Annotated in this window: 24 protein-coding genes; 11 read left to right on the forward strand and 13 right to left on the reverse strand. The window is 66.1% G+C overall.

What is annotated here, in order from left to right; all coding sequences use genetic code 11:
• Positions 1–12 precede the first annotated feature (12 nt).
• From AKJ09_RS45400 to AKJ09_RS45450, 11 genes are all read left to right on the forward strand, one after another.
• Positions 13–1,212, forward strand: a complete 1,200-nt coding sequence (locus tag AKJ09_RS45400; RefSeq protein WP_146654097.1) for a hypothetical protein — start codon at positions 13–15, stop codon at positions 1,210–1,212.
• On the forward strand, positions 1,209–2,432 hold the full coding sequence (locus AKJ09_RS45405) for a WD40/YVTN/BNR-like repeat-containing protein (RefSeq protein ID WP_146654098.1): 1,224 nt from the start codon (positions 1,209–1,211) through the stop codon (positions 2,430–2,432). Before AKJ09_RS45400 ends, AKJ09_RS45405 begins: the two co-directional genes overlap by 4 nt.
• A complete protein-coding gene (locus AKJ09_RS45410) occupies positions 2,429–3,346 on the forward strand; it encodes a beta propeller repeat protein (RefSeq protein WP_146654099.1) in 918 nt (305 codons plus the stop codon). Before AKJ09_RS45405 ends, AKJ09_RS45410 begins: the two co-directional genes overlap by 4 nt.
• Entirely contained in the window at positions 3,301–3,714 is a 414-nt protein-coding gene (locus AKJ09_RS45415) for a hypothetical protein (RefSeq protein ID WP_146654100.1), read from the forward strand. The genes AKJ09_RS45410 and AKJ09_RS45415 overlap by 46 nt, the downstream gene beginning before the upstream one ends.
• Positions 3,689–5,062 carry an RCC1 domain-containing protein gene (locus AKJ09_RS45420; RefSeq protein WP_169928423.1) on the forward strand — a complete coding sequence of 458 codons (1,374 nt, stop codon included), beginning with the start codon at positions 3,689–3,691 and terminating at the stop codon, positions 5,060–5,062. The genes AKJ09_RS45415 and AKJ09_RS45420 overlap by 26 nt, the downstream gene beginning before the upstream one ends.
• Complete coding sequence (locus AKJ09_RS45425; RefSeq protein WP_146654102.1) at positions 5,059–6,861, forward strand: IgGFc-binding protein; 1,803 nt, start codon at positions 5,059–5,061, stop codon at positions 6,859–6,861. Before AKJ09_RS45420 ends, AKJ09_RS45425 begins: the two co-directional genes overlap by 4 nt.
• 79 nt (positions 6,862–6,940) lie before the next feature.
• Complete coding sequence (locus AKJ09_RS45430; RefSeq protein WP_146654103.1) at positions 6,941–7,843, forward strand: LysR substrate-binding domain-containing protein; 903 nt, start codon at positions 6,941–6,943, stop codon at positions 7,841–7,843.
• A 127-nt stretch (positions 7,844–7,970) separates the two neighbouring features.
• The gene (locus tag AKJ09_RS45435; protein WP_146654104.1) at positions 7,971–8,732 is read left to right on the forward strand and encodes a hypothetical protein; all 762 of its coding nucleotides are present in this window, start codon (positions 7,971–7,973) and stop codon (positions 8,730–8,732) included.
• A gap of 11 nt (positions 8,733–8,743) precedes the next feature.
• Positions 8,744–9,241 (forward strand): RNA polymerase sigma factor, encoded by a 498-nt coding sequence (locus AKJ09_RS45440; RefSeq protein WP_146654105.1) that lies wholly within the window; start codon positions 8,744–8,746, stop codon positions 9,239–9,241.
• On the forward strand, positions 9,238–9,966 hold the full coding sequence (locus tag AKJ09_RS45445; RefSeq protein WP_169928424.1) for a zf-HC2 domain-containing protein: 729 nt from the start codon (positions 9,238–9,240) through the stop codon (positions 9,964–9,966). Before AKJ09_RS45440 ends, AKJ09_RS45445 begins: the two co-directional genes overlap by 4 nt.
• Positions 9,963–11,570, forward strand: coding sequence for a caspase family protein (locus tag AKJ09_RS45450; RefSeq protein ID WP_240488847.1), 1,608 nt, complete (start codon positions 9,963–9,965; stop codon positions 11,568–11,570). The genes AKJ09_RS45445 and AKJ09_RS45450 overlap by 4 nt, the downstream gene beginning before the upstream one ends.
• Before the next feature lie 8 nt (positions 11,571–11,578).
• Here the strand turns inward: AKJ09_RS45450 and AKJ09_RS45455 are convergent, their stop codons facing one another.
• From AKJ09_RS45455 to AKJ09_RS45515, 13 genes are all read right to left on the reverse strand, one after another.
• Positions 11,579–12,019, reverse strand: coding sequence for a hypothetical protein (locus tag AKJ09_RS45455; protein WP_146654107.1), 441 nt, complete (start codon positions 12,017–12,019; stop codon positions 11,579–11,581).
• Between the two features lie 417 nt (positions 12,020–12,436).
• Entirely contained in the window at positions 12,437–12,850 is a 414-nt protein-coding gene (locus AKJ09_RS45460; protein WP_146654108.1) for a hypothetical protein, read from the reverse strand.
• An 815-nt stretch (positions 12,851–13,665) separates the two neighbouring features.
• Positions 13,666–15,393 carry a carbohydrate-binding protein gene (locus AKJ09_RS45465; protein ID WP_146654109.1) on the reverse strand — a complete coding sequence of 576 codons (1,728 nt, stop codon included), beginning with the start codon at positions 15,391–15,393 and terminating at the stop codon, positions 13,666–13,668.
• Between the two features lie 105 nt (positions 15,394–15,498).
• Positions 15,499–15,939 carry a hypothetical protein gene (locus tag AKJ09_RS45470; protein WP_146654110.1) on the reverse strand — a complete coding sequence of 147 codons (441 nt, stop codon included), beginning with the start codon at positions 15,937–15,939 and terminating at the stop codon, positions 15,499–15,501.
• Positions 15,936–17,219: a phytoene dehydrogenase gene (locus AKJ09_RS45475; RefSeq protein WP_240488848.1), complete on the reverse strand. Its 1,284-nt coding sequence runs from the start codon at positions 17,217–17,219 to the stop codon at positions 15,936–15,938. Before AKJ09_RS45475 ends, AKJ09_RS45470 begins: the two co-directional genes overlap by 4 nt.
• 262 nt (positions 17,220–17,481) lie before the next feature.
• On the reverse strand, positions 17,482–18,138 hold the full coding sequence (gene purN / locus AKJ09_RS45480) for a phosphoribosylglycinamide formyltransferase (RefSeq protein ID WP_146654111.1): 657 nt from the start codon (positions 18,136–18,138) through the stop codon (positions 17,482–17,484).
• Complete coding sequence (purM, locus tag AKJ09_RS45485) at positions 18,135–19,211, reverse strand: phosphoribosylformylglycinamidine cyclo-ligase (protein WP_146654112.1); 1,077 nt, start codon at positions 19,209–19,211, stop codon at positions 18,135–18,137. The genes purN and purM overlap by 4 nt, the downstream gene beginning before the upstream one ends.
• A gap of 148 nt (positions 19,212–19,359) precedes the next feature.
• Complete coding sequence (locus AKJ09_RS45490) at positions 19,360–21,927, reverse strand: efflux RND transporter permease subunit (protein WP_146654113.1); 2,568 nt, start codon at positions 21,925–21,927, stop codon at positions 19,360–19,362.
• Entirely contained in the window at positions 21,924–22,388 is a 465-nt protein-coding gene (locus AKJ09_RS45495) for a phosphatidylglycerophosphatase A family protein (RefSeq protein WP_146654114.1), read from the reverse strand. The genes AKJ09_RS45490 and AKJ09_RS45495 overlap by 4 nt, the downstream gene beginning before the upstream one ends.
• Positions 22,385–23,410, reverse strand: a complete 1,026-nt coding sequence (locus tag AKJ09_RS45500) for a phosphatase PAP2 family protein (protein ID WP_146654115.1) — start codon at positions 23,408–23,410, stop codon at positions 22,385–22,387. Before AKJ09_RS45500 ends, AKJ09_RS45495 begins: the two co-directional genes overlap by 4 nt.
• Positions 23,407–23,946 carry a GtrA family protein gene (locus tag AKJ09_RS45505; protein ID WP_146654116.1) on the reverse strand — a complete coding sequence of 180 codons (540 nt, stop codon included), beginning with the start codon at positions 23,944–23,946 and terminating at the stop codon, positions 23,407–23,409. Before AKJ09_RS45505 ends, AKJ09_RS45500 begins: the two co-directional genes overlap by 4 nt.
• Before the next feature lie 9 nt (positions 23,947–23,955).
• Positions 23,956–24,828 carry a CDP-alcohol phosphatidyltransferase family protein gene (locus AKJ09_RS45510; RefSeq protein ID WP_146654117.1) on the reverse strand — a complete coding sequence of 291 codons (873 nt, stop codon included), beginning with the start codon at positions 24,826–24,828 and terminating at the stop codon, positions 23,956–23,958.
• 15 nt (positions 24,829–24,843) lie between these two features.
• Complete coding sequence (locus AKJ09_RS45515; protein WP_146654118.1) at positions 24,844–26,157, reverse strand: inositol-3-phosphate synthase; 1,314 nt, start codon at positions 26,155–26,157, stop codon at positions 24,844–24,846.
• Positions 26,158–26,430: the final 273 nt, after the last annotated feature.

Genomic DNA, 26,430 nt, shown 5'->3' on the forward strand with positions numbered 1-26,430 from the left:
AAGGAGCGTCACGTGAGATTTCGCATCTTGGGGGCAACCCTTGCCCTTGCGCTCGTATGCGCTGTCGCCTCGTCGTGCTCGAGCCCAGAATCGCTGGGCGCGGGGCTCGAGCCTCCGCTCGGCTTCGTGAGCGCCGACGCAAGCACCGACGGCGACGCGACCGACACGAACGAGGCTGGGCGCACCTTGACCTCGTACTGTCCCTCGAACCAATGCCCGAAGGGCCGGACGAACTGCCCCACGTCGCGATTCCCCTGCGACGTCGACTTGCTGACGGACACGAACAATTGCGGGGCGTGCGGAGTCGTCTGTCCGTCGAATGGGAACGGCGCGACCTACGACTGCGTCAACGGCAAATGCGCGCTCACGTGCCAGACCTCTTCGTACGTCGGCGACTGTGACGGCATCGTCGACAACGGATGTGAAACGTCGTTGCTCACCAACGACAATTGCGTGACCTGCGGACGGAAATGCGACCCCGCCAAACCATGTGTCGACCGTGCATTCAACGACGTCGATTGCGGATGTCACGACGATCAAACGTATTGTCCCGACGCCCCCTATTTGAAATGTATCGACACGCGTGCCGACGATACCAACTGCGGTGCCTGCGGGAACGTCTGCGATCCGACCGCGGGCGGTGCTCCGTCGTACCCCAATGCCTACTACGGCTGCGAGAAGAGCGCTTGCGGGGCCCTCAAGTGCGTTCCGTATACAGGTGATTGCGACAACGCCGTCACCAATGGGTGTGAGACGTCTCTCCTGACGAAGACGAATTGCGGTGGCTGCGGACTCGCGTGTCCGAGCGGTCAAGAGTGCCGGCTCAACGAATTCCAGCAGCCGACGTGCATGTGCCCGGAGGGCGAGACGTTCTGCGGCACCTGCATCACGCCCGAGCTCTGCATCGGGCGCTGCTACGATCTCACGTCGGAAAAGAGCGCCTGCGGCGCTTGTGGGAACCCCTGCACCTTCGATGGCAACCATGGCGCCGGAGCGTGTGTCTACGGCGTTTGCAAGTTGCGATGTTATCAGGGCTGGGCCGACTGCAACGGCAACTCCGGCGACAACTGCGAAGTCAACATCGACGCCGATCCCGAGAATTGCGGTGGATGCGGGATCGTCTGCGATGCCGTTGCGGGCCAGGCGTGCGTGGGTGGTCGATGCGTCGTCGAACCGTGCGACGAGGTCGACGCGGGAGGCGGGCCGAGATGAGTTGGCGATGGTCGTTTCTTCTGTCGTGCGTAGCGACGTGCTCCGCCGCGGGCGCGCTCCTCGGGGCCTGTGCCACGGACGCTGCGCCCGAGCCTGACGCGTTCGATGCTGGCCCCGTCGATGGCGCGGTCGATTCGGAGACCGGGCGCGATGCGGATATCGATTCAGCGGACAGCGCAGCCTGCGTGGACTGCGAATACTTTCCCGCGACGTGCACGGACGAAGTGCTTTGCCCGAATGGTCCGTTCGACCCGTCGAATCCGGCTACCAGCCTCGATCGCCGCACGGAGATCTTCGTCATTCGCGGTCGCTCCCCGAGCGACGTCTGGGTCGCCGGCGCGGTCGGCGCGGTTGCCCACTTCGACGGCACGTCGTGGAAGCGCTCGGAGCTCGGAACGCAGGAGACGCAACGAACGCTTTGGCTCGGCGACTCTTGGGAGATGTCGTTCGGCTCTCCGATGAGCCTCTATACGCGCGGACTCGAGCTGGACGCCGGTGGTACCGATGCGGGTATCACCGCCGACGGCTGGTCACCTCCTGTCGCCCCCGCCCTGCCCGCCGGCTTCGACCGCTACGGCACCAAACTCCGGGCGTCATGGTCGTCTCCTGGATCGGACACGCTCTGGTTGGCGATGATCTCCTCGTCGTGGAGCAGCGGCCTTTGGCGCTTGCGCAACGCTTCGTCGTCGAGCTTCGAGATCGTGGAAGGCATTCCGCCGTCGGCTTGCCAGGACGTCCCGTGCACACGCATGCTTGCCATTCATGGCGCCTCGCCGAGCACCCTCTGGGCGGTCGGCGAGCTCGGTGCAACCATTCGCGTGAGCGGGGCCGACGGCGATACGCCGACCGCCAAGCCGTTCAACTCGCAAACATCGAATGCGCTCAAGGGTGTTTGGGCTGCGTCGGATTCCGATGTCTGGTCCGTCGGGGCCGAAGGAGCGATTCGCCATTATCGAGGCGATCCGCACTCCTGGGACGTCGTCGCAGACGTCCCTACGAAGGTGTCCCTCAATGGCGTGTGGGGCACGTCTGCATCGGATATCTGGGCGGTCGGCGACGCCGGCGTCGTCCTTCATTACGACGGAAAGACGTGGGAGCGCATCCAGATCGCCGGGCTCGGATCGCTGCGGCCGAACCTCTATTCCGTTTGGTCGCCTGGGCTCGGCCACGTCTGGATCGCCGGTCAAGGCGTTGTCGTATCGCTCGGAGGAAAACCATGACCGGCCTACGTTACGTTGCCCTTGCATCGGTCGCGCTCGGGGCCGGCATGGCGTGCGCCACGTCGACGGACGAGGCGCCGGCCTCTTCTCCCAGCAGGCCGATCGACCCGCAAGTTCCTCCCGAGGGCGCCGTCGACGCGGCGGTCGAAGATGCAGGACCGCCCGGCCCGGCGGCATGCAGCGGGGCCGGATGGTGCGTGACGTCACTGCCCGACGCCGATCTGGTGTTGAGAGACATCTGGCCGTTCCAGGGCCGCGCGTTCGCCGTCGCGGAGAGCGCCACGCTCGGTGTCAAAGTCCTCTCCTGGGACGACGCCGATCCTCGATGGCAGTACATCGATGACAATACCCAGAACGAGAACGGCTTCGGCAAATACGTAGGCGGGATATGGGCGCCGAACGAAAACGAGATCTACTTCGGAGTTGCACCCGGATATGTCTATCACGGGAAGCGCGCACCATCTCCGCCGGCGGCGTGGACTTGGGAACGAACTCGGCTTCCAACCGGAGCCAGCGCTGATTCGAACGTCGATCCGGCCCTTCTCCGCACGGACTTTCGTGCTTTCGGAGTCTGGGGGACCGGCGCCGACGACGTCTATGCCTGGTACGGGAATACGGTTTTCCACAGGACGAGTGTCGACGGAGGCCGGCCCGAATGGGTCACGGAATATGTCGCCGACGACGTCGATTCTCCTTGGGAGAGCCTCTCGATCGTCAGCATGGGCGGTTCGGACAAGGACGATATCTGGGTTGCCGGGGGAGAGGGACCGATCCGGTCTTCAGCTGTCCCATCCTCGTTCGGAAGACGCCCGGCGGATATCGAAGAATCGTCGACGGATCGATCAACTTCGACTTCTCCGATCCCTGCTTGGCTCGTGAGGGGAGCATCGCTCTCGGAGGAGGCGGCTGGCTGACCGACATCCAACCGGCCGGCGCTCGACGCGTCGTCGGCCTTCGTGGCGGCGACACGGTCGTACGAATCACGGAGGAGGACGACGGCGGCTACGCGACGCAAACCACCACCCTTCCGATGACGGCTCCGACCGGTGCCGCTGTCTCGGGCTTCTATTCACTCTGGGCCGATGACGACGATGCGTGGCTGAGCGGCTGGGGACTCGTGCTCCACGGACCGACGACGGGAGACGCCGGTGCGTACGAGGTCTCGACGGTCGCGCTTACCGGAGCCCCGCTCAATCGTCCGCTCTTCCGTATTCGGGGCACTGCCAATGACAACCTCTGGGCCATCGGAGTTCGCTATGCGCTTCACAAGACGACTCCGTAAGCGCCGCTCATCGAGCCTCATCGGCATCGCCTCGCTGCTAGGGATGGTCAGCATCGTCGCGAGCTGCTCGAGCAGTGAAGACGCGCCTGTCACCGAAGCCCAGGCAGATGCATCGGCGAACACCGGGGACGCCTCCGAACCAAAGGAGGATGGAAACGCGCCGCCCGCCCGTGACGCAGGGCTCGTCGATGCTGCTCCGCTGCCCATCGTGTGCGCCTCGTCTTCGTGCGCGAAGTCGCTCGTGACGACGCTGGGCGCGAACCACGAAGATAGTCTGAGCGAGGGCTTTTGCGCGCTTCTCGAGGACGGGACGGTCTCGTGCTGGGGAGCGAACAATGCCGGACAGCTCGGTCGCGGCGAAGAGGCCGGGACACTCGAGGGAAGCTCCACAGCCGCGCGCGTTCTTGGGCTCTCCGGCATCGTCGATCTGGATCACACGTGCGCGATCGACAAGGACGGTGGCACCTGGTGTTGGGGGACCGGGCCGTTCCTTCGTGACGACGCCGGGAAGGTCACGACGGAACGCTCGCCCATCAAGCTCACGCTGCCTCCTGCCACGCGGGTGGGACTCGGCAGTCTCGTCGCCTGCATCACCGCTGCCGAAGGGGTTCTCTGTTGGGGCAACAACCTCCAGGGTCAGCTCGCGCCGTTCGACACGACCCCGCGCTCGGCGCTGCGTGGCCCGCAGCGGCTCGACCTCCCACCTGGCGCCGCTGTTCGCCAGCTCGCCGTCGGCGACGCCACGTTCATCGTTCGCGAAGACGGCACGATGGTCAGTGTGGGGGCCAATCCTCCGCTCGGCCGCGTCACTTCGTTGTTCCCAGACCCCTATCCTGCCGACATCGCGCTGAGCGGCGTCCTCTCCGTCGATGTCGCGACGGACAACGCATGCGCAACGGCGGGCGGCACGGGGTATTGCTGGGGCGCGGTGATTCCGAAACCGGACGACATGCCCGGCGATCTCAGTCGTGCGTTTCCCAAGCCGATCATGGCGCCCGAGCCCATCGTCCAGATCGCAACGACGCGTACGCTCGTCGTGGGCGAGTTCGGCGATCCCATCGTGCTGCCGTACCGATGGTGCGCTGCGACAGTCTCCGGAGCGGTCTATTGCTGGGGCTTGAACGAGAGTGGCCAGGCCGGCGACGGAACGAAGGACTATGCCTTCGATGCCGTGCGTGTAACCGGCCTCCCCGAGCGGGCAGCCCAGGTGAGAACGACCCGGAACACGACGTGCGCGCTCCTCACGAGCGGGAAGATCTACTGCTGGGGGAGCAACTTCGACGGTCAGCTCGGGAATGGAAAGGTCAAGGGCGTCAGCTCCGTTCCCGAAGAGGTGGTCTTGCCATGAGCGCTTCGATTCGCGCATCCCTTCCCGGCATCGCCGGGTTCTCGATCATCGGTCTCGCGATCCTCACTGCCGGTAGCGCGTGCAGCGACGATCGCGGCGGCTTCGACCCCACGCCGCCCGGCTTCGCGATGGAGACGGACGCGGGGGAATGTCCGTTTCAGTGTTCCCTCGACGGTCGCTCGGTCATTCGCGCCTGCAGCGGGGAGATCGTCGAGACGTGCCCGTCGGATCGCGCGTGCGGTGCCGCACTCTGCCAGGAGCCGTGCGCCGCGGCCGCCGCCGATCGGAGCTCGAATGGTTGCGACTTCTATTTTCAGATACCGCGCTACGATGCGCAGTTGTTCGATCAGTCGTGCTACGCGGCCTTCATCGTCAACACATCGATTCAGCCGGTCGATGTGACGCTCGAATACGACGGCAAAGCGCTCGATATCTCGAAGTCGCTCTTTCGCACGAATCCGGGTGACGCAACGCTGATGGCGCACACCGGTCCCATCAATCCAGGTGAGAGCGCCGTCCTCTTCGTCTCCGACCGCGATCCGACCGTTCCGCACGTCACCGATCCTCTCGCCCAGGCCTTTCGCGCGCGCAAAGCGTGTCCGCCGGGAGTCGTCCCTGCGCTCCTCGCGGACATCGGGGGAGGCACGCGAATCGGACCGGCATTCCGAGTGACGACGAACGTGCCCATCGGGCTCACGGCGATGTATCCGTTCGGCGGCGCGACGAGCTACATCCCCACGGCAACGCTCCTCCTGCCCGTACCGACATGGGCGAAGGAGCATATTCTCGTCAATGGATGGGAAGCCAACGTCGCCGCGCCCGGCGCGCAGTTCATCGCCTCCGAAGACGCCACCGAAGTGACGATTGTGCCGACGCACGACATCCAGAACGGCACCGGCGTCCAAGGGGCGCTCGCAGGGACGGCCGCGAAGTACCGCCTCGACAAAGGACAATACCTCCAGTTTTCACAGGTCGACGAGCTCTCGGGAAGCATCGTTGAAGCGAACAAGCCGATCGCGGCGTTCGGCGGTCACGCGTGTTCGAACGTTCCGTCGGAGGGCAACACCGGCGACGCGTTCCATCAGCAGATCCCGCCCTTCGAGCAATGGGGATCGGAGTACGTTGGCGTGGGTTATCGACCGCGCGCCGGCAACGAGCACGAGCCGATGGCGTACCGCATCGTGGCCGCCCGGGATGGGACGCGGCTCGACTACGATCCCGCGATCCCGCCCGGCGCTCCGACAGAGATGTCCGCCGGCGAAGTGGTGACGTTTCGTTCGGGAACGGGCGACGCGTTCGTCGTTCGAACGCAGGACGCGGAGCATCCCGTCTACCTCGCCGCGTACATGACCAGCAGCACGGTCGCCTACGACAACATGAGCTACGGCGCCATCGGCGATCCGGAGTTCGTCAACGTGATTCCCACCGGCCAATACTTGAGTTCGTACAGCTTCTACGCCGATCCGACGTATGGCGACGCCTCGCTCGTCATCGTGAGAGCGAAGCGGAGAGGCGTCTTCGAAGATGTCTGGCTCGAATGCGCCGGCGGGAATCTGACCGACTTCCGACCGATCGGGACGCGCGGAGACTACGAGTTCACGCGTGTCGACCTGGCGAAGAATCGCGGACCCGGCCAACGGTTCGGCGATCACGTGTGCCAAAATGGCCTCCAGCGCACGAAAAGCGAGGGCCCGTTCACGGCGACGATCTGGGGCTGGGACTACGCCGCGAGCTATGCGTATCCCGGTGGAATGGCGCAACGAAAGCTCGTCGCGACGCCGCTCGTCCCGGTTCGCTAGCGAATCGTCCGGAGCCTCCTCGCGCTCGCGACAGCGAAGCGGACAGCTGCACGTCGATGCCATCGGCTAAACTGATGGCATGGCCGCCGCGCACGAGCTCGAGCCCGTTCTCCTCTCGACCTTCCTCGCCGTGCTCGACGCGGGCCGGGTTTCTGCCGCCGCGCGTACGCTCCACCTCTCGCAGCCCGCGGTCACGGCGCAGCTGCGCAAGCTCGAGGAGGCGCTTGGTACATCGCTCTTCCTCCGCTCGGTCCACGGCGTCACTCCGACCGAGGCAGGGCTTCGCTTCGCCGAGCACGCTCGCGGCGTGCGGCGGGCCCTCGAAGACGCGGTCGCGGCCGTGGCGAAGACGAGCGAGCCCGGAGGCGAGCTCCTCGTAGGCGCGAGCACCACCATCGCCGCGCACGTCTTGCCATCGCTGCTCGCAGGATTTCGCGCGACCCATCGTGACGTCACGCTGCGCGTCCGCGTCGGGAACACCGAGCAGGTCGTCGACGACGTACGGAGCGGGCGCGCCCCCTTCGGGCTCGTCGAAGGCCACGCCCGCGCCGCCGGCGTTCGGCTCGAACCATTCCTCGACGACGAGATCATCGTGGTCGTCGGGCGTGACTCGTCCTTCGTCGTTCGCAAAGCCAAAGACCTCGAGTCGGTTCCCCTCCTCGTTCGCGAGCCTGGGTCAGGAACGCGCGCCGTCGTCGAGCGGGCGCTTGCCAAGGCGGGTGTGAAGCGGCGTTCGATCCGCGACCGCGACGTGGAGCTTGCCAGCACCGAAGCGATCCTGGGCGGCGCCGTCGCCGGACTGGGCGCGGCGTTCGTGTCCCGCGTCTCGGCACGGGCGCACCTGGCCGCCGGACTCGTGCGCGAAGTGCCGGGCCTCGATCTGGTCGTGCGACGCACGTTCCGCTGGGCCCTCCCCGCCGGAGCGCTGTCCGGCACCGCTGCGAAGTTCTACGCCTACGCCCAGCGGTCGCGGCCCGTTTGACGTGCTAGGTCATGGCTCGCGCACGAAACCGAAAAATCGTCTCGGGGCCGTGCCCAAAGGCCAGGCCCGGCGGTCCCAACCATCTGACCAACACAACGGGATGACGAACACCCCGCGAAAGGAACCGATGGTTGCCCCTCTCCTACGTCGTCTGCCTCTCGGAAGTACGCTGCTCGCGACCACCGCGCTCACGGGAATCCTGGGCGGCTGCGGCGCACAGGCCGATACGTCCTACCGCGGCGAACCTCTCGCCGAGCTCCACGGCACCGTGCAGCAGAGCTCGACCCACGGCTCGTCGTCGACGCCCGCCCTCGATGCGGCCCTGCTCTTCAATGGCGCCCCGCCGGGCGTGAGCACGAAAGACTATCCCCCCCGCCTGCAGATCGGCACGAGCGTCCCGGTGAGCGGCCAGTTCCCGGCAAGCTTCGCCCTGCAGGTCTACACGCCGCCTCCAAGCGGCGCGCTCTTCCCATGCATCCCCTCGCAGCCGGACGGCCCCGGTCGCATTGCCACCGCGAGCGTCGTCGCCGTGCTGCACGGGGCCGATCCCTCCTCGCCGAAGATCACCGATCTGTACGGCACGATCAGTGACTACATGGTCATCTACGTCGACTCGGAGCTGCCGGCGCAATCGAGCTGCCCCGTCGGTGCGCTCACGAAGGGCTATCACCTCTTCCACTACGTCCCCACGCCGGACAAGCCTGGCTGCGTGCGGGCCGCGCCGGACGACACCTCGTGCAACGGTCCGTGGCCGTACACCGAGGTCTCCATGTCGACCGAGCTGACGCTCGCGCTCAGTCACGAAGACGGCACCGCGCAGCCCCCGTCGGGCCCACTCCCCCCCTCACTCCCGCCGGGAGACGCAGGCCCTGAACCGCCGAGCCCCTAGACGAGCGCGCATTGCCGGGGACCGACGCACGCACGATCGAAGCGCTGTACCGCAAGCACGGGCACGCGGTGCTTCGTCGTGCGCGCCGAATCCTCGGCAACGAAGCAGATGCGCGCGACGTGCTGCAGGATGTCTTTGCGTCGATGCTCGATGATGGTTCGTCGTTTCGCGGCGAGAGTGCGATCACCACGTGGCTCTACAGCGCGACGACACATCGTTGTTTGAATCGCATTCGCAATACGAAGTCACGCGCGCGCATCCTCCAACGAGAGCGGCCATCCGGAGAGGTCGCGGCGCCGGAAAACGCCGAGAACGCCGCCATCGTGCGCGACCTCCTCACTCGCCTTCCCGACAATCTCGCCATTGCGGCAATTCACTATTACGTCGACGAAATGACCCACGACGAAATCGCCAAGGTGCTCGGGTGCTCGCGGCGACACGTGGGCGATCTCATCGAGCGTCTCCACGACACACTCCGCGCGTCGGCCGACACCGAGGAGGCCTCGTGACGCCGGTCCGAACCAGAATCGACGACGTTTGCCTCTCCGACTACGCGCTCGATCGTCGGATATCCGGCGAGCTCGAGGACGCCGAGGAAGCGGCGGCGCGGGCGCACCTCGAAAGCTGCGCGCGATGCAGGGGCCGACTCGAAACGTTCGAAGCCGAGCGCGCCTCGTTCGACGTACCACTGGAGCTTCCATCCAAACGCTTGCGCTGGGGCGGGCGAATCGGTGGAGCCACCTTTGCGCTCGCGGCGGCGGCGGCGGTCATGCTGGCTCTCGGAAAGGGGCCTTCGCCGAAGAGTGACGGCGTCCGGACCAAGGGCGGCGAGGCCACACTGGGATTCTACGTCCACCATGCGAACGCGGTGCGCGCAGGCGGTCCCGACGAACGCGTGGTTCCGGGGGACGGGCTACGCTTCGTGGTCGGCGCGCACGAGGCGCGCTGGCTCGCCGTGCTCAGCGTCGACGGTGCCAAGCACGCAAGCACGTACTACCCCGCCGGCCCCGAGGCGGCGCTCGTCGGGCCCGGTTCCGAGATTGCCCTGCCTTCGAGCACGGTGCTCGACGACACGCTCGGTCCCGAGACGATCTACGGCATCTTCTGCCCGACGACGTTTCCTGTCGAGCCGCTCCGGCGAGCGCTCGAGGCCGCGCCCGACGAACGCCCCTTCCCCGCCGGTTGCTCCATCGAGGCGCTGCACCTGAGAAAGGAGGCATCCTCGACGCCGTGAGTCGCCGTCGCCGCTTCTTTCCCCTGCGCCTGTCGACGATGCTGGCCCTCACGCTGGCCATCGCCTCGTGGCTCTGCGCCTCGAGCGCGATGGCCGCGGTGCGCCGCTATGCGCTCGTGATAGGCAACGACCGCGGCGACGCCGGCGACGTTGCCCTGCGCTACGCCGAAACGGACGCCGCACGCGTCTACGACGTACTCAAAGATCTCGGCGGCTTCGAACCGGCCGATATGGTTCTTCTCAAAGGTGAATCGGGCCCACGCGCGCAGGCCACGCTGATCACCTTGAACGATCGCATCCGGGCCACGATTGCCTCCGGAAATGAGGTTCTGCTCTTCGTCTACTACTCCGGCCATGCCACGTCGGACGCGCTGCACATGTCGGGCACGCGCTTCGACCTCACGCAGCTCGAGCAGCTCGTACGAGGCTCCTCGGCCACCTTCCGCATCCTCGCGGTCGATGCCTGCCGCTCCGGCGCCCTCACGCGCGTCAAAGGCGGCCACCCTGCCCCGCCGTTCGACATCCGGATCGACGAACACCTCTCCGAGCAAGGCCTCGTCCTGCTCACGTCGAGCGCGGCGAACGAGGATGCGCAGGAGTCCGACGCGCTGAAGGGTTCGTTCTTCACGCACTACCTCGTCTCGGCCCTGCTCGGCGCAGGAGACGCCGACGGCGACGGCAGCGTCACGCTCGAAGAAGCCTACCGCTACACGTACGACGCCACGCTGCGCTCCAGCAGCCAGACGTGGGCCGGGCCTCAACACCCGACCTTCCGCTACGAGCTTCGCGGTGCGGGTCGCCTCGCCCTCACCCAGCTGCCGTTCGCGGCGAGCTCGCGGTCGACGCTCACCTTCCCACCCGCACGCGCGTATCTCGTGATGGCGGGAAGCGAACGCGGACCGCTCGTCGGCGAGGTGACCGCAGGCTCGATCGGCCGACGGCTCAGCGTGAAGCCGGGAAAGTACTTCGTCCGCGGCCGCGCGCCCGACGCTCTGCTCGAGGGTGAGATCGACGTGCCCGCCGGCGTGACGATGGACGTGCGCGACGACCGCCTGCAGCGTATCGCGTATGCCCGCCTCGTCCGGAAAGGCGCCGACGACGTGCGCCTCGGCCACGGCCCCGAGGCCGGTTACTTCTTCCGCACACCGTTTTCGAACGCGAGCTCACTCTGCCAGGGCTTCTTCGCCGGCTGGGCGCTGCACCTGCCCGACATCAGCCTGTCGGCCCGCATCCACGGCTGCCACGCGACCTTCCGGAACGACACGCTCCGTGCAAGCACGAACTCGCTCGAAGGCGAGGTTCGCCTGACGCACTCGTGGGACATCCCCCTCGTGACGTTCGACATCGGCGCCGCGCTCGGCGGTGGTGTGTTCCGCCAAACCTTCGAGACCACCGGCGAGGCGCCGTCACGAACGACGCCGACCGGCTCGCTCGCCCTCTTGCTCGGCTTGCGCCTCGACCTCGGCGCGGGCTTCTCGCTGCTCGCCGAGAGCGCCTTCGTAAGCCAGCTCTACGCACAGCACGACTCGCTCACCGAGACGACCTCGCTAGGCCCGCGCTTCGCCTTCCGCCAAAGCTTCGGTCTGACGAAGGTCTGGTTCTGACGGTGTCCCTAGTCGGAGCTCAAATCGAGCAAAAGGTCGAGCTCCGCTGGCGCATTGGGCTCCACGCTGACGGGCGCCCACTCGCCGTCGGGGCTCGCCGGACGAGGAAATCGCCATTGCTCGTAGGTCGCAAGAATCGTGTAACGCCCGGCCGGCAGCATCACCGAAAAGCGCCCTTGCGCGTCGCTACTCACCGTTCGAAAGGAGGCGACCGCGGGCGCGCCATCGCGAATGCTCTCCGACCGAGTTAGGCTGACAACGGGCTCGTAAACATCGACCCTCGCCGAGATCGGATGCTTGCTACACGGCGGCGGTGGAACGCCGGGCATGCAGTCGCCGTCCTTGAGCGTAACCGTCCCGTGCACCTCGACGAGCGGCGCCGGGGATTCTTCCTCCGAGACGGTCCCCCCACACCCGAGCGCAACGACCGCCGCGCCCGCGACGATCACCAGCACGATCCTTCGCGCAAGTCTGTCGCGAAGCCCGTTCGACGATTCACTCCGCGCGACGGGATTTCGCTGAGTTGCGCTGTGCCGCCTGCATTCGCAGCAATCCATGAACGCCTCTCACGCAAACATCTACCACGCGACCGCCACCTACGGAATTGCACCGGTGTCGGGCGTCTGTGGAAATGACCCTCGCGCGCTAAATCGACCCGAAGGCACGGTCTTGACCATCGCCGGCACTGCCGGCCATCGCTCGGCTTCGACGCGTGCCCATCGGCGCGATCGTCGCCTACCCGCATGCGCACGAGAGGCGGAGCGCGCTTCAATCGTTGGCGAGATGCGGCGCGACACCCGTCCGCACTTTGCTCCGCCGTAGAAGCTCTGCGCAAAAAATGAATCGCGAGTGATCAATCGACCTGTTCAGCGGGCATTGCCCTGGGGAATGTGCCGAGGAGAGATGATGTCGTTGCGAACCGAGTTCTGGGTGCTCGCAATGACCACCATCAGTGCGATTTCTGCCTGTGACGTAGACACGACCAACGCAGGCTCTTCTCTTGGCAGCAACCCACCAGAGCGCGAAGCGGACAGCTCGGGGCGACCGTCGGATGCCGCGCCGGATGCCAGCGAACGTACCTGCAGCTGGAAGCACCGCGACGGACGAATCATCACTTGCAAAGAGTGGGAGCGATGCCCGATCGACAATTGCAACACGTGCATCTGCACCTTTGACGAGCAGGGGCACGAGTCGCCTTCTTGCTCGGACCTTCCACCATGTTGATAGCGAACACCAGAGTTCAGGGCGTCGTCGCCCTCATTGGTTTCGTGATCGGCCAATGCGGTTGCGGCGATTCCAACGCGCCCGCCTCCCAGTCCCGCCGATGCCTCTTCGACGGACGACGCTCGACGAGGTGACGCGCAGGCAGAGGACGCGGGGCGGATGCCAACACGCCGAGCTGCACGAAACGCGGGGAGCCGTGCCCGGAGACCGGAAATCTCGGCTGTTGCTCCAAACGCTGCACCTTCACGGCCCCCTCGGATGAGAGCGCCCCAACGTCACAGTGTGATTGAGCAGATCAGGTCGACGCGCCGGTTCGCCTGAGGCGATGCACGAAGCTATCTCGGCGAGAAGCGCTCGACGAGGAGGCTGAAGGCGTCCGGGGCTTCGAGGGTCATGTGGTCAGGACATCCCGAGATTCATCCGGCTAGCGGACGGGGCGGGTGAATCGTCTGGAAACAACCAGATCCCCCAATGGTCAAAATCGCAATTTGCTCCTCACTGATATTCGTCCTCGTCCATTCGATGAGCGCCTGCGCTTCGGACGACACGCCATCGACCCCGGACGACACGGCTTCGGGAACGCCCGCGGGCGGGTCCGACGACTCCGCATCGGACGCACGCGGTGATACAAACGACAAGACGGATGCGAACTCGTCGGGTGAGGCCGGAACGATCGATCTGGATTCATCCGACCCAAACCCGTTCAAAGACTGAGCACGAAGGGTCGCGGATTCGGGGCCCTCGCCCACCATTCTTTTGGGGCCCCGAAGTTCACTTCCGTGCAAGTCGTCGCCGCAGCAATCGTTCGAGGCGTCGCACCGCCGTCGCACGGAAGCCAGCGAGCGACGCCGTTCGCGGACGCGCATGGGGGTCAGTAGACGCCGTAGCCCTTGTAGGGGCTCGAGACGGTCACGCGGTAGTCGTCCACGGGCGTGGGGAGTTTCTTCCACGAACTCGGATGCTCGGCAGGCTTCTCGTTCTTGCTCGCCACGGTGCACTCGTAGATGTCGCCGATGGCGTCGACGACGCGGTCGCCGGGCTGATACGTGATCTCGGGAGTGCCCGGCGCGAGCTTCGCCACGGGCGCCCAGAATTCGAGATGACGCGTGGGATCGGAATCCCAGTTCTCACCGCTTACGAAGGTGATCGGCGTCACCTGTCCGTTCGTGTTGCCACTTGCCGTCGCGATGCCCGCCGTTCCGTTCAGGTCGATTCCGGGGAACAGCTTCATGGTGCCGTCCCAGGTATTGTTCGTGAAGGCGATGCTCGACTGCACGTTGTCGCTACGGCCAAAGAGCATCTCCGGCGCCTTCGCCTTCGGATTCAACTTCGAATAGCCGAACGTGAGTCCCGTGAACGAGTTCTTGTCGAACGTGAACGACGACGAGGCGCTCCCCTGAATGTTGAGATATCCACCTCCGGACAGCGTGTCCGAGAAGTAGTTCTCGCTGAACGTGACGTGACGGTCGCCGTCGCCGTCTTCCGGCGCACTGAAGAAGCTGAGGAGCATCGCGGCGCCGCCCATGAAGACGTTATGGTGGACCGCAATCGTTCCCTCACGAACGTGGATTTGCGAATTGTTGTCCTGATTGGCACCGAGTCCATTGTCGCGCCAGTGCAGGGACGCGAAGCCGATCATGTTGTGGTGGATTTCGGACCCGTCGCCGACCTCCTGGATCTGCAGCGCCTCGTTACCCGTGCGGACGAATCGATTGTTGTAGATCTGGAGCTTCGGAAACTTGTTCGACGGCGGATTGCCCGTCCATCCGAAGTACGTTCCCTCGCCGCCGGTATCGTGGATGTAATTGTCGTGAATTCGAACGTTCTCCATCGGGTGCTCCGGTTCACCCGCCGCGCGCGAATTCAAGAGACGCAATCCCGCGAATCCCGAGCGCGCGATCTCGAGGAACTCGATTTCGAACGACGTCGCCTCGGCGACGGCAAGGCCCATGTGCACGTACGATCCTGTGGCGTCGAGCGCGTCGTCACTGAAGAAGCCGTACTTGCCGCGTGAATTCGGATAATCGCCGCAACGGTGCCCCGGGGCGGAGACGTCTCCAGTCTTCGAGTCTGGGTCGTAGCGCCCCGTAAGAATCCAGTTCGACCCGCCATTGATCGACCAGATGAAGCCCGCCCACGGATCGTTCGGGCCGACCTGCACCTGGCCGCCGATGTTCGTGATGACGAGCGGGTGTGCGGCGTCGCGCTCGGGCAGATTGCCAATTTGGAAGGACTTGTATTTACCCGCGGGAATGTAGAGACGATCGATCTTCGACCAGTCGACGTCTTTCAGACTCGCCTGGATGTCGGGATACGAGATGTGCCCGTTCTGCGGGACGGGAATCGTGTACGTGACCGTTGGCGCGCCATAACGACCGAATGCATCGCAGGACGATGCCGGCGCATCCCCGGCGCCACCGCCCGGCCCACCGCTGCTTCCGCCAGGCCCGTTCTGTGTTCCGTCCGGGCTGCCACTGCCGCCGCCGCCACCGTTCTCGTCGTCGGAATCACCGCAGGCAACCGCGGAAAGGCCGCCAAGCACCACCACCGCCGCGAGAGCTGCAAGCGACCAGTGACCAAGCAAGTGGAACGAGCGCATCGACCTGTTCTCCTCCCGCCCCGAATCCCTCGGAGCGTATCAGGCGCTACGGCCGCGCTCACGACCGACAGTTCGGTCGGGCGAAGAAGACGAAGTGCGTGTGGTTCAGAGTCGGTATTTGCGCTTCAAATCCATCATGGCGTCGGCGCACGCCGGCATGGCCTTTTCGCCCTCTTTCAGGAGGGATTCGGCCTCATCCAGCTTGCCAGGGAGCGCCTTCGCTTCGGCGGAATCGCGCGGCATCGCATCACGCTCGACCGCCGAGAGGCCCTGTTCCACCTCCGACGACAACCGGAGCGCCTTGGAGGTCGGCTCGGCGGAGGCCAGGCAAATGTCGCGCGCGTGACACACGTCGGGCGTCGAGCACTTGGCGGCACGGAGAGCCTCGACGGCCGCCGGCTTCTCACGATTGTCCGCTCGCCGGAAGCGCTCGACGACCTGGGTTACCGCCTCCGCCTCTCTTCGCTCGCCGCCATCGCACCCCACGAGCAGGAGGCCAGCGAGCCCGGCGAGCGTGATGAACGAGGCGGAGCGGAGCGTCTTCACGAGAGCTCCACTTTGCTCCACATCTCTCGAAGCATCTTCTCTTTTCGACGATCGGTGCGCGTAATCACACGAGCGACGCCCCAGGCGGCCAGGAGCTCTCCCTCCTGCCCGAGCGCGGGAAGCGTGCTGCGCCCCGTGACGAAGACGTTGCCGAGCGCCGTACGAATCGGCTCGGCAGCGAGGCCGTGCAGCTCCGGAGCGCTCGCGCGGAAGCGCGGAACCATCGCCTCGGCCTCGAGCGAGCCGCCGAAGGCGCGAAGACGAGCGCGGTCGATCAGACGCGCGCGAAGGCCCCATGCGGGCTTGCCCACCGAAGGATCGGACGAATTCGTCGAGCGGAAATCCCAAAGCGGACGCCCGTCGTGCGGCGAATCGCACATCACGATGTGGCGCTCGAGGAACGGGAGGTATTCGAGCACCGTCCCAAGCACCGACTCGCGCGCATGATCGAGAACGCTGCCCTCCGCGAGCAGCGTCTCGGCGACGAGGAGCACGGTTCCCGGCGTTGCTCCGGATGCCTTCTGGAGGTGGACGATGGAGCCGTCCTTGGCGAGCAAGAACGATTCGGTCGCCAGCGGCTTCGGAATACCTTCCGGCCGCGCGACGATCGACACGACGAAGCGATTCTCCAGCACGTCGAGCGGTACACCCTCGGCACGCGAAGGCGCGAAGTTCCGCGCGAGGTCGAGCAGCGGCGCGCTCGGCATGTCGGAGACCACGAAGGTCACGCCGACCGGCATCTCGTCGCCGTCGACGTGCACGCCCCTCACCTTGCCGCCCTTGTGCACGAGCGCCGAAGCGCGATCGCCGAGACGCGTATCACCACCGTGTGCGCGGACGCGTTCGAGCAAAAACTCGACGAGCTCGTCTTCGCCACCTGACAGGCTGCTCACGCCGCGGGTCCACGCCCCGTGGAGTCGAGCGAGCGCAAACGGCGGTGCGCCCTCGGCCAGGTCGCACGCGAACCTGGCGGGCACGGTGACGATGTCGCGAAACGCGTGGTCGCGCGGGAACTCGGCGAGGAAGTCACCTTGACCGTCGAGGTACGGAAGCGTCGAAACCACGCGCGCCGTCTCGCGCCGCTCCCAGAAGCCTCCGGGAGGCCAGACGGCGTCACGTTCGAAGGCCGCGTCGGCCGCCGCGTTCGTGCGGGCGAGCTCGGCGTAAAGATCGTCTACCACGCGACGAACGGCCGGGAACTCGCGGTCGATCTCGCGTGAGAAGAGCGTCGTGTCGGGCGGCAGATCGAGCCTCGAATCGGGCGCGAGGATCTGCAGCATCGGGTCCAGCGACGAGAGACGGCGGCGGAACGTCTGCGACTGGGCGAGCTCGACGAGGATGCGTCCCCACGCGGGCGAAGACGCCGAGAGGAACGTGAACGGGCGGCGCGACAGGACGAACCCGTCGTAGCCGTACGTCGGCTTGCGAAAGCCGTGGCCGAGAACCAGAACGCGCCACGAACGGCGCGCGAGAAGAGCCGCGGTCGCGAGTGCGCCGAGCCCTGCCCGAGCACGACGACGTCGTAGTGCTTCGAGGTGGAGTTCATGAGGCGGGCAGAATCCGGACGCGCGGACGCGTTCCGGCCTCGCCGCTCACCACTTCGAGGCGGCCCTCGGCGATCCACTGCAGGACGGCCGGAAGCAGCTCGTGCTCCTTCTGCAGGATGCGGGCGCGGAGTGCGGCCACGTCATCGCCCTCGAGGACGGGCACCGTCGCCTGCGCGAGGATCGGGCCGGTGTCGGTGCCGCTGTCGACGAGATGCACCGTACAGCCCGTGACGCGCACGCCGTAGGCGAAGGCCTGCGCTTGCGCGTCCACGCCGGGAAATGCCGGCAAGAGCGACGGGTGGATGTTCACCACACGATGGGGGAACGCGTCGAGCAGCGTGCTCGTGACGATGCGCATGAAGCCCGCGAGCACCACGCACGAGACGCCCCGCTCGCGGAGAACTTCCACGACGGCGGCGTCGAACGCCGCGCGATTCGCGTACGCCTTGTGGTCGAGCACCACGGTCGGAATGCCCGCGGCAGCGGCGCGATCGAGCCCCTTGGCCGTGGCGATGTTCGAGACGACGACGGCGATCTTCGCGTTCAGCGAGCCCGCCTTCACCGCATCGATGACGGCCTGGAGGTTCGTCCCCGAACCGGAGACGAGCACGCCGAGAACGAGCGGTTCGCCTGCCGGCCCCGAGGCGCTCATGGGAAGATCACCCGCGCCTCGAAGTCCGTGTCTTCGGGGACGCGGACGATTTCGCCCAGATCGATCGGCGCTTCACCGAGCGCCGAGAGGGCCTCGAGCGTCTTCGCTTCGTCTTCCTTGGCGACGACGAACACGAAGCCCACGCCCAGGTTGAACACGCGGCGAAGCTCGTTCTCCTCCACGCGCTCGGCGATGAGCTCGAGGATGCCCGGGCGCGCCCAGGGCTTGCCGAGACGAACGCCGAGGCCATCAGGGAGAACGCGCGGGAGGTTGCCGGGAAGGCCGCCGCCCGTGATGTGGCTCATCGCGTGGACGTCGGCGCCCGTCGCGAGCACCGCCTGGACGTGCTTCGCGTAGAGGCGCGTCGGCGCCATGAGCGCCTCGGCGACCGTCTTGCCGCCGAGTTTCTCAGGCTTGGCCGAGAGCTCGAGGTTCATCGCCTCGAGCACCACGCGGCGCGCGAGCGAGTAGCCGTTCGAGTGAAGGCCGCTCGAAGGCAGGCCGATGACCTTGTCGCCCTCGGCGACGCGCTTGCCGTCGACGATCTTCTTGCGTGAGACCACGCCCACCGCGAAGCCGGCGAGGTCGTACTCGCCCGCGGCGTACATGCCGGGGAGCTCGGCCGTTTCACCGCCGAGGAGCGCGCAGCCGGACTCGGCGCAGGCTTCGGCGATGCCCTTGATGACGTTCTCACCGACGGAAAGCTCGAGCTTTCCCGTGCCGTAGTAGTCGAGGAAGAAGAGCGGCCGCGCACCTGTCGTCACGATATCGTTGACGCACATGCCGACGAGGTCGAAGCCGATCGTGTCGTGGATGCCCGTCAGGAAGGCAACCTTGAGCTTGGTCCCGACGCCGTCGGTACCGCTGACGAGGACCGGGTCGTCGATGCCCGAGGGAACCGCACAAAGGCCGGCAAAACCGCCGACGTCCGCGAGGACCTCGGGGATGCGCGTCTTCTTGGCGAAGGGCTTGATGCGCTCGACGAGCTCGTCGCCAGCGTCGATGTCGACCCCTGCCTCTCGGTACGAGATCTTGGACTGCGAAGGCGGAGGGGAATCGCCACGGGATGCCATTCTGGGCGGCTACTTAGCCGTGCTCCGCCCTCGGGACAACACTCCTCCGCGGAGGCCTACGCCCGCGCCGCATTCCGCTGGTTTCGTGACCTCGACCGTGTGGGCGTATCGATATAGCTGGCCTTCGCGAGGGGCGTAGCTCGACCGATTACCGGCTGCTGGGTCGAGGCTCGTCTTCGCGCAAGGCCGGGAGGTCGCGACGGCGCTCCTCGACGTCCCGCAGGGCATGACTCTCGAGCCATGCCGGCAGGGCGATGACCGCGGTGGTCAGGCATGTGATCTCGCCGAGGACGGCAACCAGGCCGAACATGAAGAGGGCGCGGTTCTCGGCGACGAGCAGCGACGAGTAGCCAATGATGGTCGTGGCCGAGCACAGCGCCACCGCCCCCCCTGTCGCGCGAACGGCCTGACTCGTGTCGCGACCGCCGTCCTGGATGAAGCGCGTCATCACGTTGACCGCGTATTCGACGCCGATGCCGAAGGTGATCGGGAACGCGATGAAGTTGATGAAATTGATCTTGATGTGGAAGCCGACCACCAGGCCGAGCAGCCAGGTCACACCGACGAGCAGCGAAACGATGACGCGCGCGGTGGCGACCGTGAAGCGGAAGAGCAAGAGCACGATGGCCATCACGCCCGCGAGCGCGATGAAGCTGGCCTTCGGCCCGTCGCGACGAATGCAGGCGATGATGTCCGTCGAGAGCGAGAGCGATCCGGCCACGCGCGCCGGTCGCATGCCCGGAGGCGCGTTTTCCGCGGCGATCTGGCGGAGGTGTCCGACGAACGACGCGAGCGCCGGTCCCTCCCAGAGCTCCTTCGAGGGGGTGGGATAGACGAGGACGATGCGGTCATAGTGGCCGTCCCTCTCGCGAAGCCCTGTCGTGAACGTGGGCGGGAGATCTTCGACGGCGATGGGGTGGTCTTCGCTCTCGTCGAGCAGCCGCTCGATCGTCGTCTTCTTGTCCTCGGGCAGCGACGCGCGGATCCGCGGCGTCATCGTGTCTTTGATCTGCTCGAGGAGCGCGAGCTTTTCGGGCTGGTGTTGAGGCAGGACGTCATCGATGGTCCGCACGGAGTTGACCATGTCGCCGAAGCGGCCGTCGTCCCGGTCGGCACGGATCGAGGCAGCGTTCTTACGGGTCTGGTCGCCATCGTCGCCGAGCAGCGCCATCGGCGTGAGGTACGTGCCGAGCAGCGTGTCCATCCTGCGGCCCCAGTACCCTTCCCCCACCGTCCAGGTGTCGCGACGGCGAAGCTGCGCGAAGTCGCGCTCGAGCTGCGAGTCGTCGAGGCGGCCGATCGTGGCGACGGCCACGGCGGTGACGGCCGCGCAAATCAGCACGATCGCGCGCGGGCGAGCCTTGATGAGGCGCGCGACGTGGACGCTGAAGCTGTCGCGGGAGAGAGGACGCGGATCGACGGTGCCGCGGTCGACCCAGCGTGTGAGCGGCGGCATCAAGACGAACGCGCAGACCCAGGCAAGGATCATCCCGAGTCCGCCGATGTACCCGAACTGCCGGAAGCCGCGGAACTGCGTAAGGATGAGCGAGCCGTACGAAGCGCTCGCGGCCAGCGCCGCGGTCAGCGTTCCGGGTCGCGTGCCCCACACTGCGAGAACGAGCGCCGGCTCGACCGGCATGCCCCTGCGCCGCTCCTCGACGTAGCGGGACATGAGCATGATGCCCACGTTGATGCCGTTGCCGACGATGATCGAACCGAGGAACGCCGTGTTGGAATTCAGCTCGGTGACGTTGAACGGCGGCAGCGACGCGATGCCGAACGCGAGCACGGTGGCGAGGCCGAGCGGCGGAAGAATGATGACGACCGCCCGCCACCACCGGAAGTAGTAGAGGAGCGACCCGAACACGAAGACGAGCACGAGCACCGCGGACAAGGAGAGGTCCGACACGAGCGCGGATGTCTCTTCGACCGTGATCGCCACGTCGCCCGCGTAACCGACGCGCATGCCGGGGGCGTATTTGTCGGGCCCTCCGAGCTCGGCGAGATCGTGCTTCACCCGCTTGAAGAGCTCGGCGCTCTTGCCCTGCGCAGACGAGTACGAGGTGGCCTCGACCAGCATGAGCGCCGTGTGCATCTCGGCGTTCTCGAAGCGGCCGTTCTCCGTCTTGCCCTTGCCGCGCGTCCGCTCGTCGTACTTCTTCTCGATGTCCGAGAAGTCCAGGGGCGGAGCGGCGTTCGGATCGTCATCGAGGCTGGTGCCCGTTTCCTTGGAGACCTCCCAGTCACGACGGGCCTGCACGCGATCGAGGATCGCCTGCAGGTCGCTCTCCTCGAGATAGAGCGCAGCATGCTTCTCGAGAAAGGCGCGCTCCTCGGCGTCGCCGACACGGACGGCACGGACGAGATCGGGCGGATACGTGCGAACGCGCGCGGCGAGGTCGTCGAGCATGCGTTCGGCGGCCGGCATGTTCTCCGGCTTACCGGTGTCGACGATGACGCTGAGGTACTGCAGACCAGAGACGCGCTCGCGGAGCTCGTCGAGCGCGATGACACTCGGCGTCTGGCGCGGCAGGAGCAGCTCGAGGTCGCTCCGCAAGTGAGCGTAGACGAGAACCGTACGCCACGTGCCGAACACGCCGAGCGCGATGGCGATCGCCCAGATGATTGCGCCGTGCCGCAGGAGGAAGGCGACCCACGCTCGGGTCCTCGGCGACGGGCCCTCTGGAAGCGAGGTCCCGCGCCTTCCGAAGCTCAACGGAGCACCCCCGCGTAGCGCAGGACGAAGATCACGAGGGCCGCCTGGATGCCGGCGACCACGTCGTCCATCACGATACCGAGACCTCCCGGCAGCTTTTCGGCGCGGCGCGCAGGGAACGGCTTCGTCATGTCGAACAGACGGAAGAGCACGAACCCCGCCACGACCCCGGCCGTCGTCATTGGCGCAGCGGCGAGCGCGATGAGGACGCCGACGACTTCGTCGACCACGACGATCTGCGGATCCTTGGTCTTCTTCGTTTCGGCCACGACGCCCGAGGCCCACGTGCCGACGACGAAGACGACCGCCGTGACGGCGAGCACCGCCAGGGGGCCCTTGCTCCGAACGGCGAAATAGAGCGGAAGCGCGCCGAGCGAACCGACCGTGCCCGGTCCCACCGGCGACAGGCCACATCCGAACCAGAGCGCGATCGCATAGGCGATGCGATGGGACAGCTTCATTCGCCGCCTCCGGACACGGGCGCACCGCCGGCTGGCTCGAGCATGTCGGCGATGTCCGTCGTCACGGGAGCCGGCGCAGGGACGTCACTCTTGAGCTTTCCGATCGAGCCGAGCACGACGGTGGTGATGACCGCGTAGAAGCCACCGAGCAAGGCATCGATGATCCAGTGGTGATCGAGGTAGACCGCCGAAAAGATCATCCAGCACGCGAAGCCCATCGCGACGAAGCGAAGCTTCCAGCCGAACGAGCGCCAGCCTTCGACGAGGATGAGGATGGGATAGGCACAGTGCAACGATGGGAGCGCGCCGAAGACGCTGCTCGCACGCGCGTACATCCCATGGAAAAACGTGATGCCGAGGCGGTGCTCAAGCATCAAATCGACGCGCTCGAGCGCGGGACCTTCCGTGGCGCGTGTTGCGAGATCCACCGTGCAACCGTGGGCGTGGAAGTACCAGGGCGGCCCCGCTGGCACCAGATGGTACGTGAGGAACGCCAGCACGTTCAGCACGAGGAAGCCCCACGAAAAGCGGCGCATCGCCTGGCGGTCGTGGATGTAGAGGTAGATGCAGCAAGCCACGCACGCCGCGAGAAAGGTCGCGTACGGGATCGAGGAAAAGACGTCGAGCGCCGGCGTGTGGTGGAGATAGAACCAGTCGTGCGGCGTCATTCGCTGACCGCCCACGTTCATGCCGAACAGCCCGAGCTCGAGATTCCTCAGATCACAGAGGTGCACCCGCTCCGGCGTGAGCCCCACCTTCTGGATCGGCCGCATCGCGTCGTAGAAGACTGCCACGAGCGCAAGTGGATAGAGGCCGAGGAGGAGCTCCTTCGTGCGCGGCCCGGTGTACGCGAGAACCGCCGCGACGACGATCATGAGCACGTGCTCGACGCGCAGCTCGGATCGGAATCCCTGGTACAGGGCAAACAGCACGAACGGCGCGACGGGTGCCAACACCGATCGCGGCCAGAGGCTCCGAACGTGAGCTCGGAACTTCCTCGCCGCTCCCCCCAGAGCGCTCATCGCACCTTCCTCCGTTCGACGATGACGCTGGCCGCGAGGGCCGGCGTTGCTTCCGCAAGGCCAAGCTCTGGCCCCCTCTCCGGCTCCGTTTCCATGGCGAACTCGGTCGGGCCGAGCGCCCCGGTTCCCACCAGGCGGAACACGACGCGCGCGTGCATCGGATACGTGTACGCGACGCTCACCATGACGGAGATGATCGCGCGCGCGAGTAGGTATCCGCGGCCTCCGAAGAACAAAACGGCCTGGAGGAGCATCGCGTTCAAGAGCGCTCCTCCGAGAGAGACGGCCGTATACCGGAGTGCCTGCGAAGGAACGGTGCCGACGTGGCGCTCCTTGAACGCCCATGTCCTCGCGATGGTGAAATTGACGACGCCCCCGAACGCCGCCGAGACCAAGGTCGCGAGCGGCGGGGGGGCGTGGACGAGCTCGACGAGCCCGACCATGAGGCCAAAGTCACACGCGGTCGCGATTCCCGCCGCGATCTGATGACGACCGAGGAGGCGGAGATCCGTGAGGCGCGCGTTCGATTGCCCCATGGTGCTTTCTCAGGGGTGGCGCAGGCGCTTGCTGGCCGGTGCCGAAGCGGGCCCTTTGAGGGACGGCGTGGAACGGACAGGCGCGGGAGCCGGCGGCGGCGGAACGGGAACCACGGGATTCGCCGCGGCCGCAACGCGAGCTCCACGAAGCAGTCGGCGGAGAGCCGACACGTTGCCCACGACGGCGATCGTCGCGAGGGCGAGGATGATGGGTCCGAGCTGAAGGCGCATCGGCAGCGCGTGGCCAGCCGAAGCGACGAACGGAACGAGCGTCGCAGAGACGAGGAGGCAAGAGAGACGCTCGGCCCGGCGCATCGGCGCCTTCGGGTCCGGCACGGCGAGCTCTCGAAGAACGGACGACGCGTAGCTCACCATGAAGCCGCCCACGAGCGCGCCGAGGGCGAGGAGGAGAAGGAGCAGGTCGTGCCGAACGTAGATGGCGATGCCACCGATGAAGAGAGCTTCGACGTAACGGTCGATCGTGGTGTCGAGCACCTGCCCGTACTTGCTTGCGGTACGGGTTTGGCGCGCGATGAGCCCATCGAGCGCATCGGCGAGCGCCGCCGTCGATGCGACGACAGCGCCCAAGCCGAAGTGTCCGAAGGCGAAGAGCACGGCCGCAACCACCGCGAGGCCAAACGACGCGATCGTGACCGCATTGGCGGACACACGAAGAGCGACGAGGAACCTCGCGACGGGGCCTAGCGCGGCGTAAACGGCCTCCATCGGGGCCTTGCCGACGAGCGGTAGCGGTGCCTCACGGTCGAGCCTCTCGAACGAACGAGGTCCCGACACGATGGAGACGGCGGCAAACGCCGCTAGCACGACCGCGAGAGCGGCGCACAATCCGACGGACGCTGCGGTGTCTATGTCAGTGCCCACGGCCCAACGTCTCCGTCAGTCGTAGTACTCGTTGCCGAGGTGAGTGATGAGCTCTTCGCCCACCATCCATCTCAGAGTGTTCTTGAGCTTCGATTGCTGCACGAACAGGTCATGCTCGACCTGCAAACCTTCGGCCGCCATGGGCGCCTTGAAGTAGAAGCCCAGCCACTCCTGGATTCCGCGGAACCCTGCGCGCTTGGCAAGGTCCATGAAGAGGGCAAGGTCGAGCACGATCGGAGCGGCGAGGATCGAGTCCCGGCAGAGGAAGTCGATCTTGATCTGCATCGGGTACCCCATCCAACCGAAGAGGTCGATGTTGTCCCAGCCCTCCTTCGCGTCACCGCGCGGCGGGTAGTAGTCGATGCGGACCTTGTGGAAGTAGTCGTCGTAGAGGCCCGGATGCTTCGCCGGCTCGAGGATCGAGTCGAGGACGCCGAGCTTCGAGTTCTCCTTCGTCTTGAAGTTCGCGGGATCGTCGAGCACCTCGCCGTCACGGTTGCCGAGGATGTTCGTCGAGTACCAGCCGTTCAGACCGAGGAGCCGCGCCTTGAGGCCCGGCGCGATGACCGTCTTCATGAGGGTCTGACCCGTCTTGAAGTCACGTCCGGCGATCGGCGTGTTGGTCTCGCGTGCGAGCTCGTGGACCGCGGGGATGTCCACGCCGAGGTTCGGCGCACCGTTGGCGAACGGAACGCCTTCCTTGAGGCACGCCCAAACGTAGAGGAGCGTGTTGTTGATGTTCGGATCGCTCTTGCGCAGGCCTTCTTCGAAGCTCGCGATGGTCTGGTGGACCGGCGTTTGCTGGAGGAAGGTCTCGGTCGAACCGCACCAAACGGCGACGACGCGATCGACGTTGCGCTCTTGTTTGAAGCGGCGGATGTCGGCGCGGAGCTGCTCGACCATCTCGTACTTCGAGGGCGCTTCTTTGACGTGGGTGCCCGAGAGACGCTTCACGTACTCGGGGTAAAAGGCCGCCTTCATGGGGGCGACGGCCTTGAGCTCGTCGGCGACGGCATCCAGGTGCTCGGTCTCGAGGACGCGCGCGCGGCGGGCCGCCTCGAGGGCGTTATCCGGGAAGACGTCCCAGCCGCCAAACTCGATGTCTTCGAGGTTAGCGAGAGGAACAAGCTCGTTGATCTTCGGGTTACGGCCCTCGGTGCGCTTGCCGAGACGAATCGTGCCCAGCTGCGTGAGGGAGCCAACGGGCTTACCGAGCCCGCGACGTGCGAGAAAAACACCCGCGATCGTCGTCGTCGCAACTGCACCCATTCCGGGCAGAAGGATTCCGAGACGACCAGTAGCGGGCTTGATGGCGGAAGGACGTTGCATACGACGAACCCCTTCATGCCGCGCGGAACTCCGCACGGCGAAGCGTTGCCTTGTTGTCGTCTTCCGGATGCTCAAACGCAACGACGGGTTGCGGTAAAACCGACGAGGCGACCGCAGACATCGTCGAGCGGGCTTCGCTGTCCCACGGGCGACATGTTGCAAAGAACGACGCCCCGGCACTTCTTGCGCGAGACGTGTGGAGTGCGAGCTCGGCCCTAAGGTGGCCGGTGTTTTGACCACCCCGCGAGCGATCCGACGTTCGCGTCGCGCGGC

This window comes from Labilithrix luteola (assembly GCF_001263205.1).
Classification (GTDB): Bacteria; Myxococcota_A; Polyangia; order Polyangiales; family Polyangiaceae; genus Labilithrix; species Labilithrix luteola.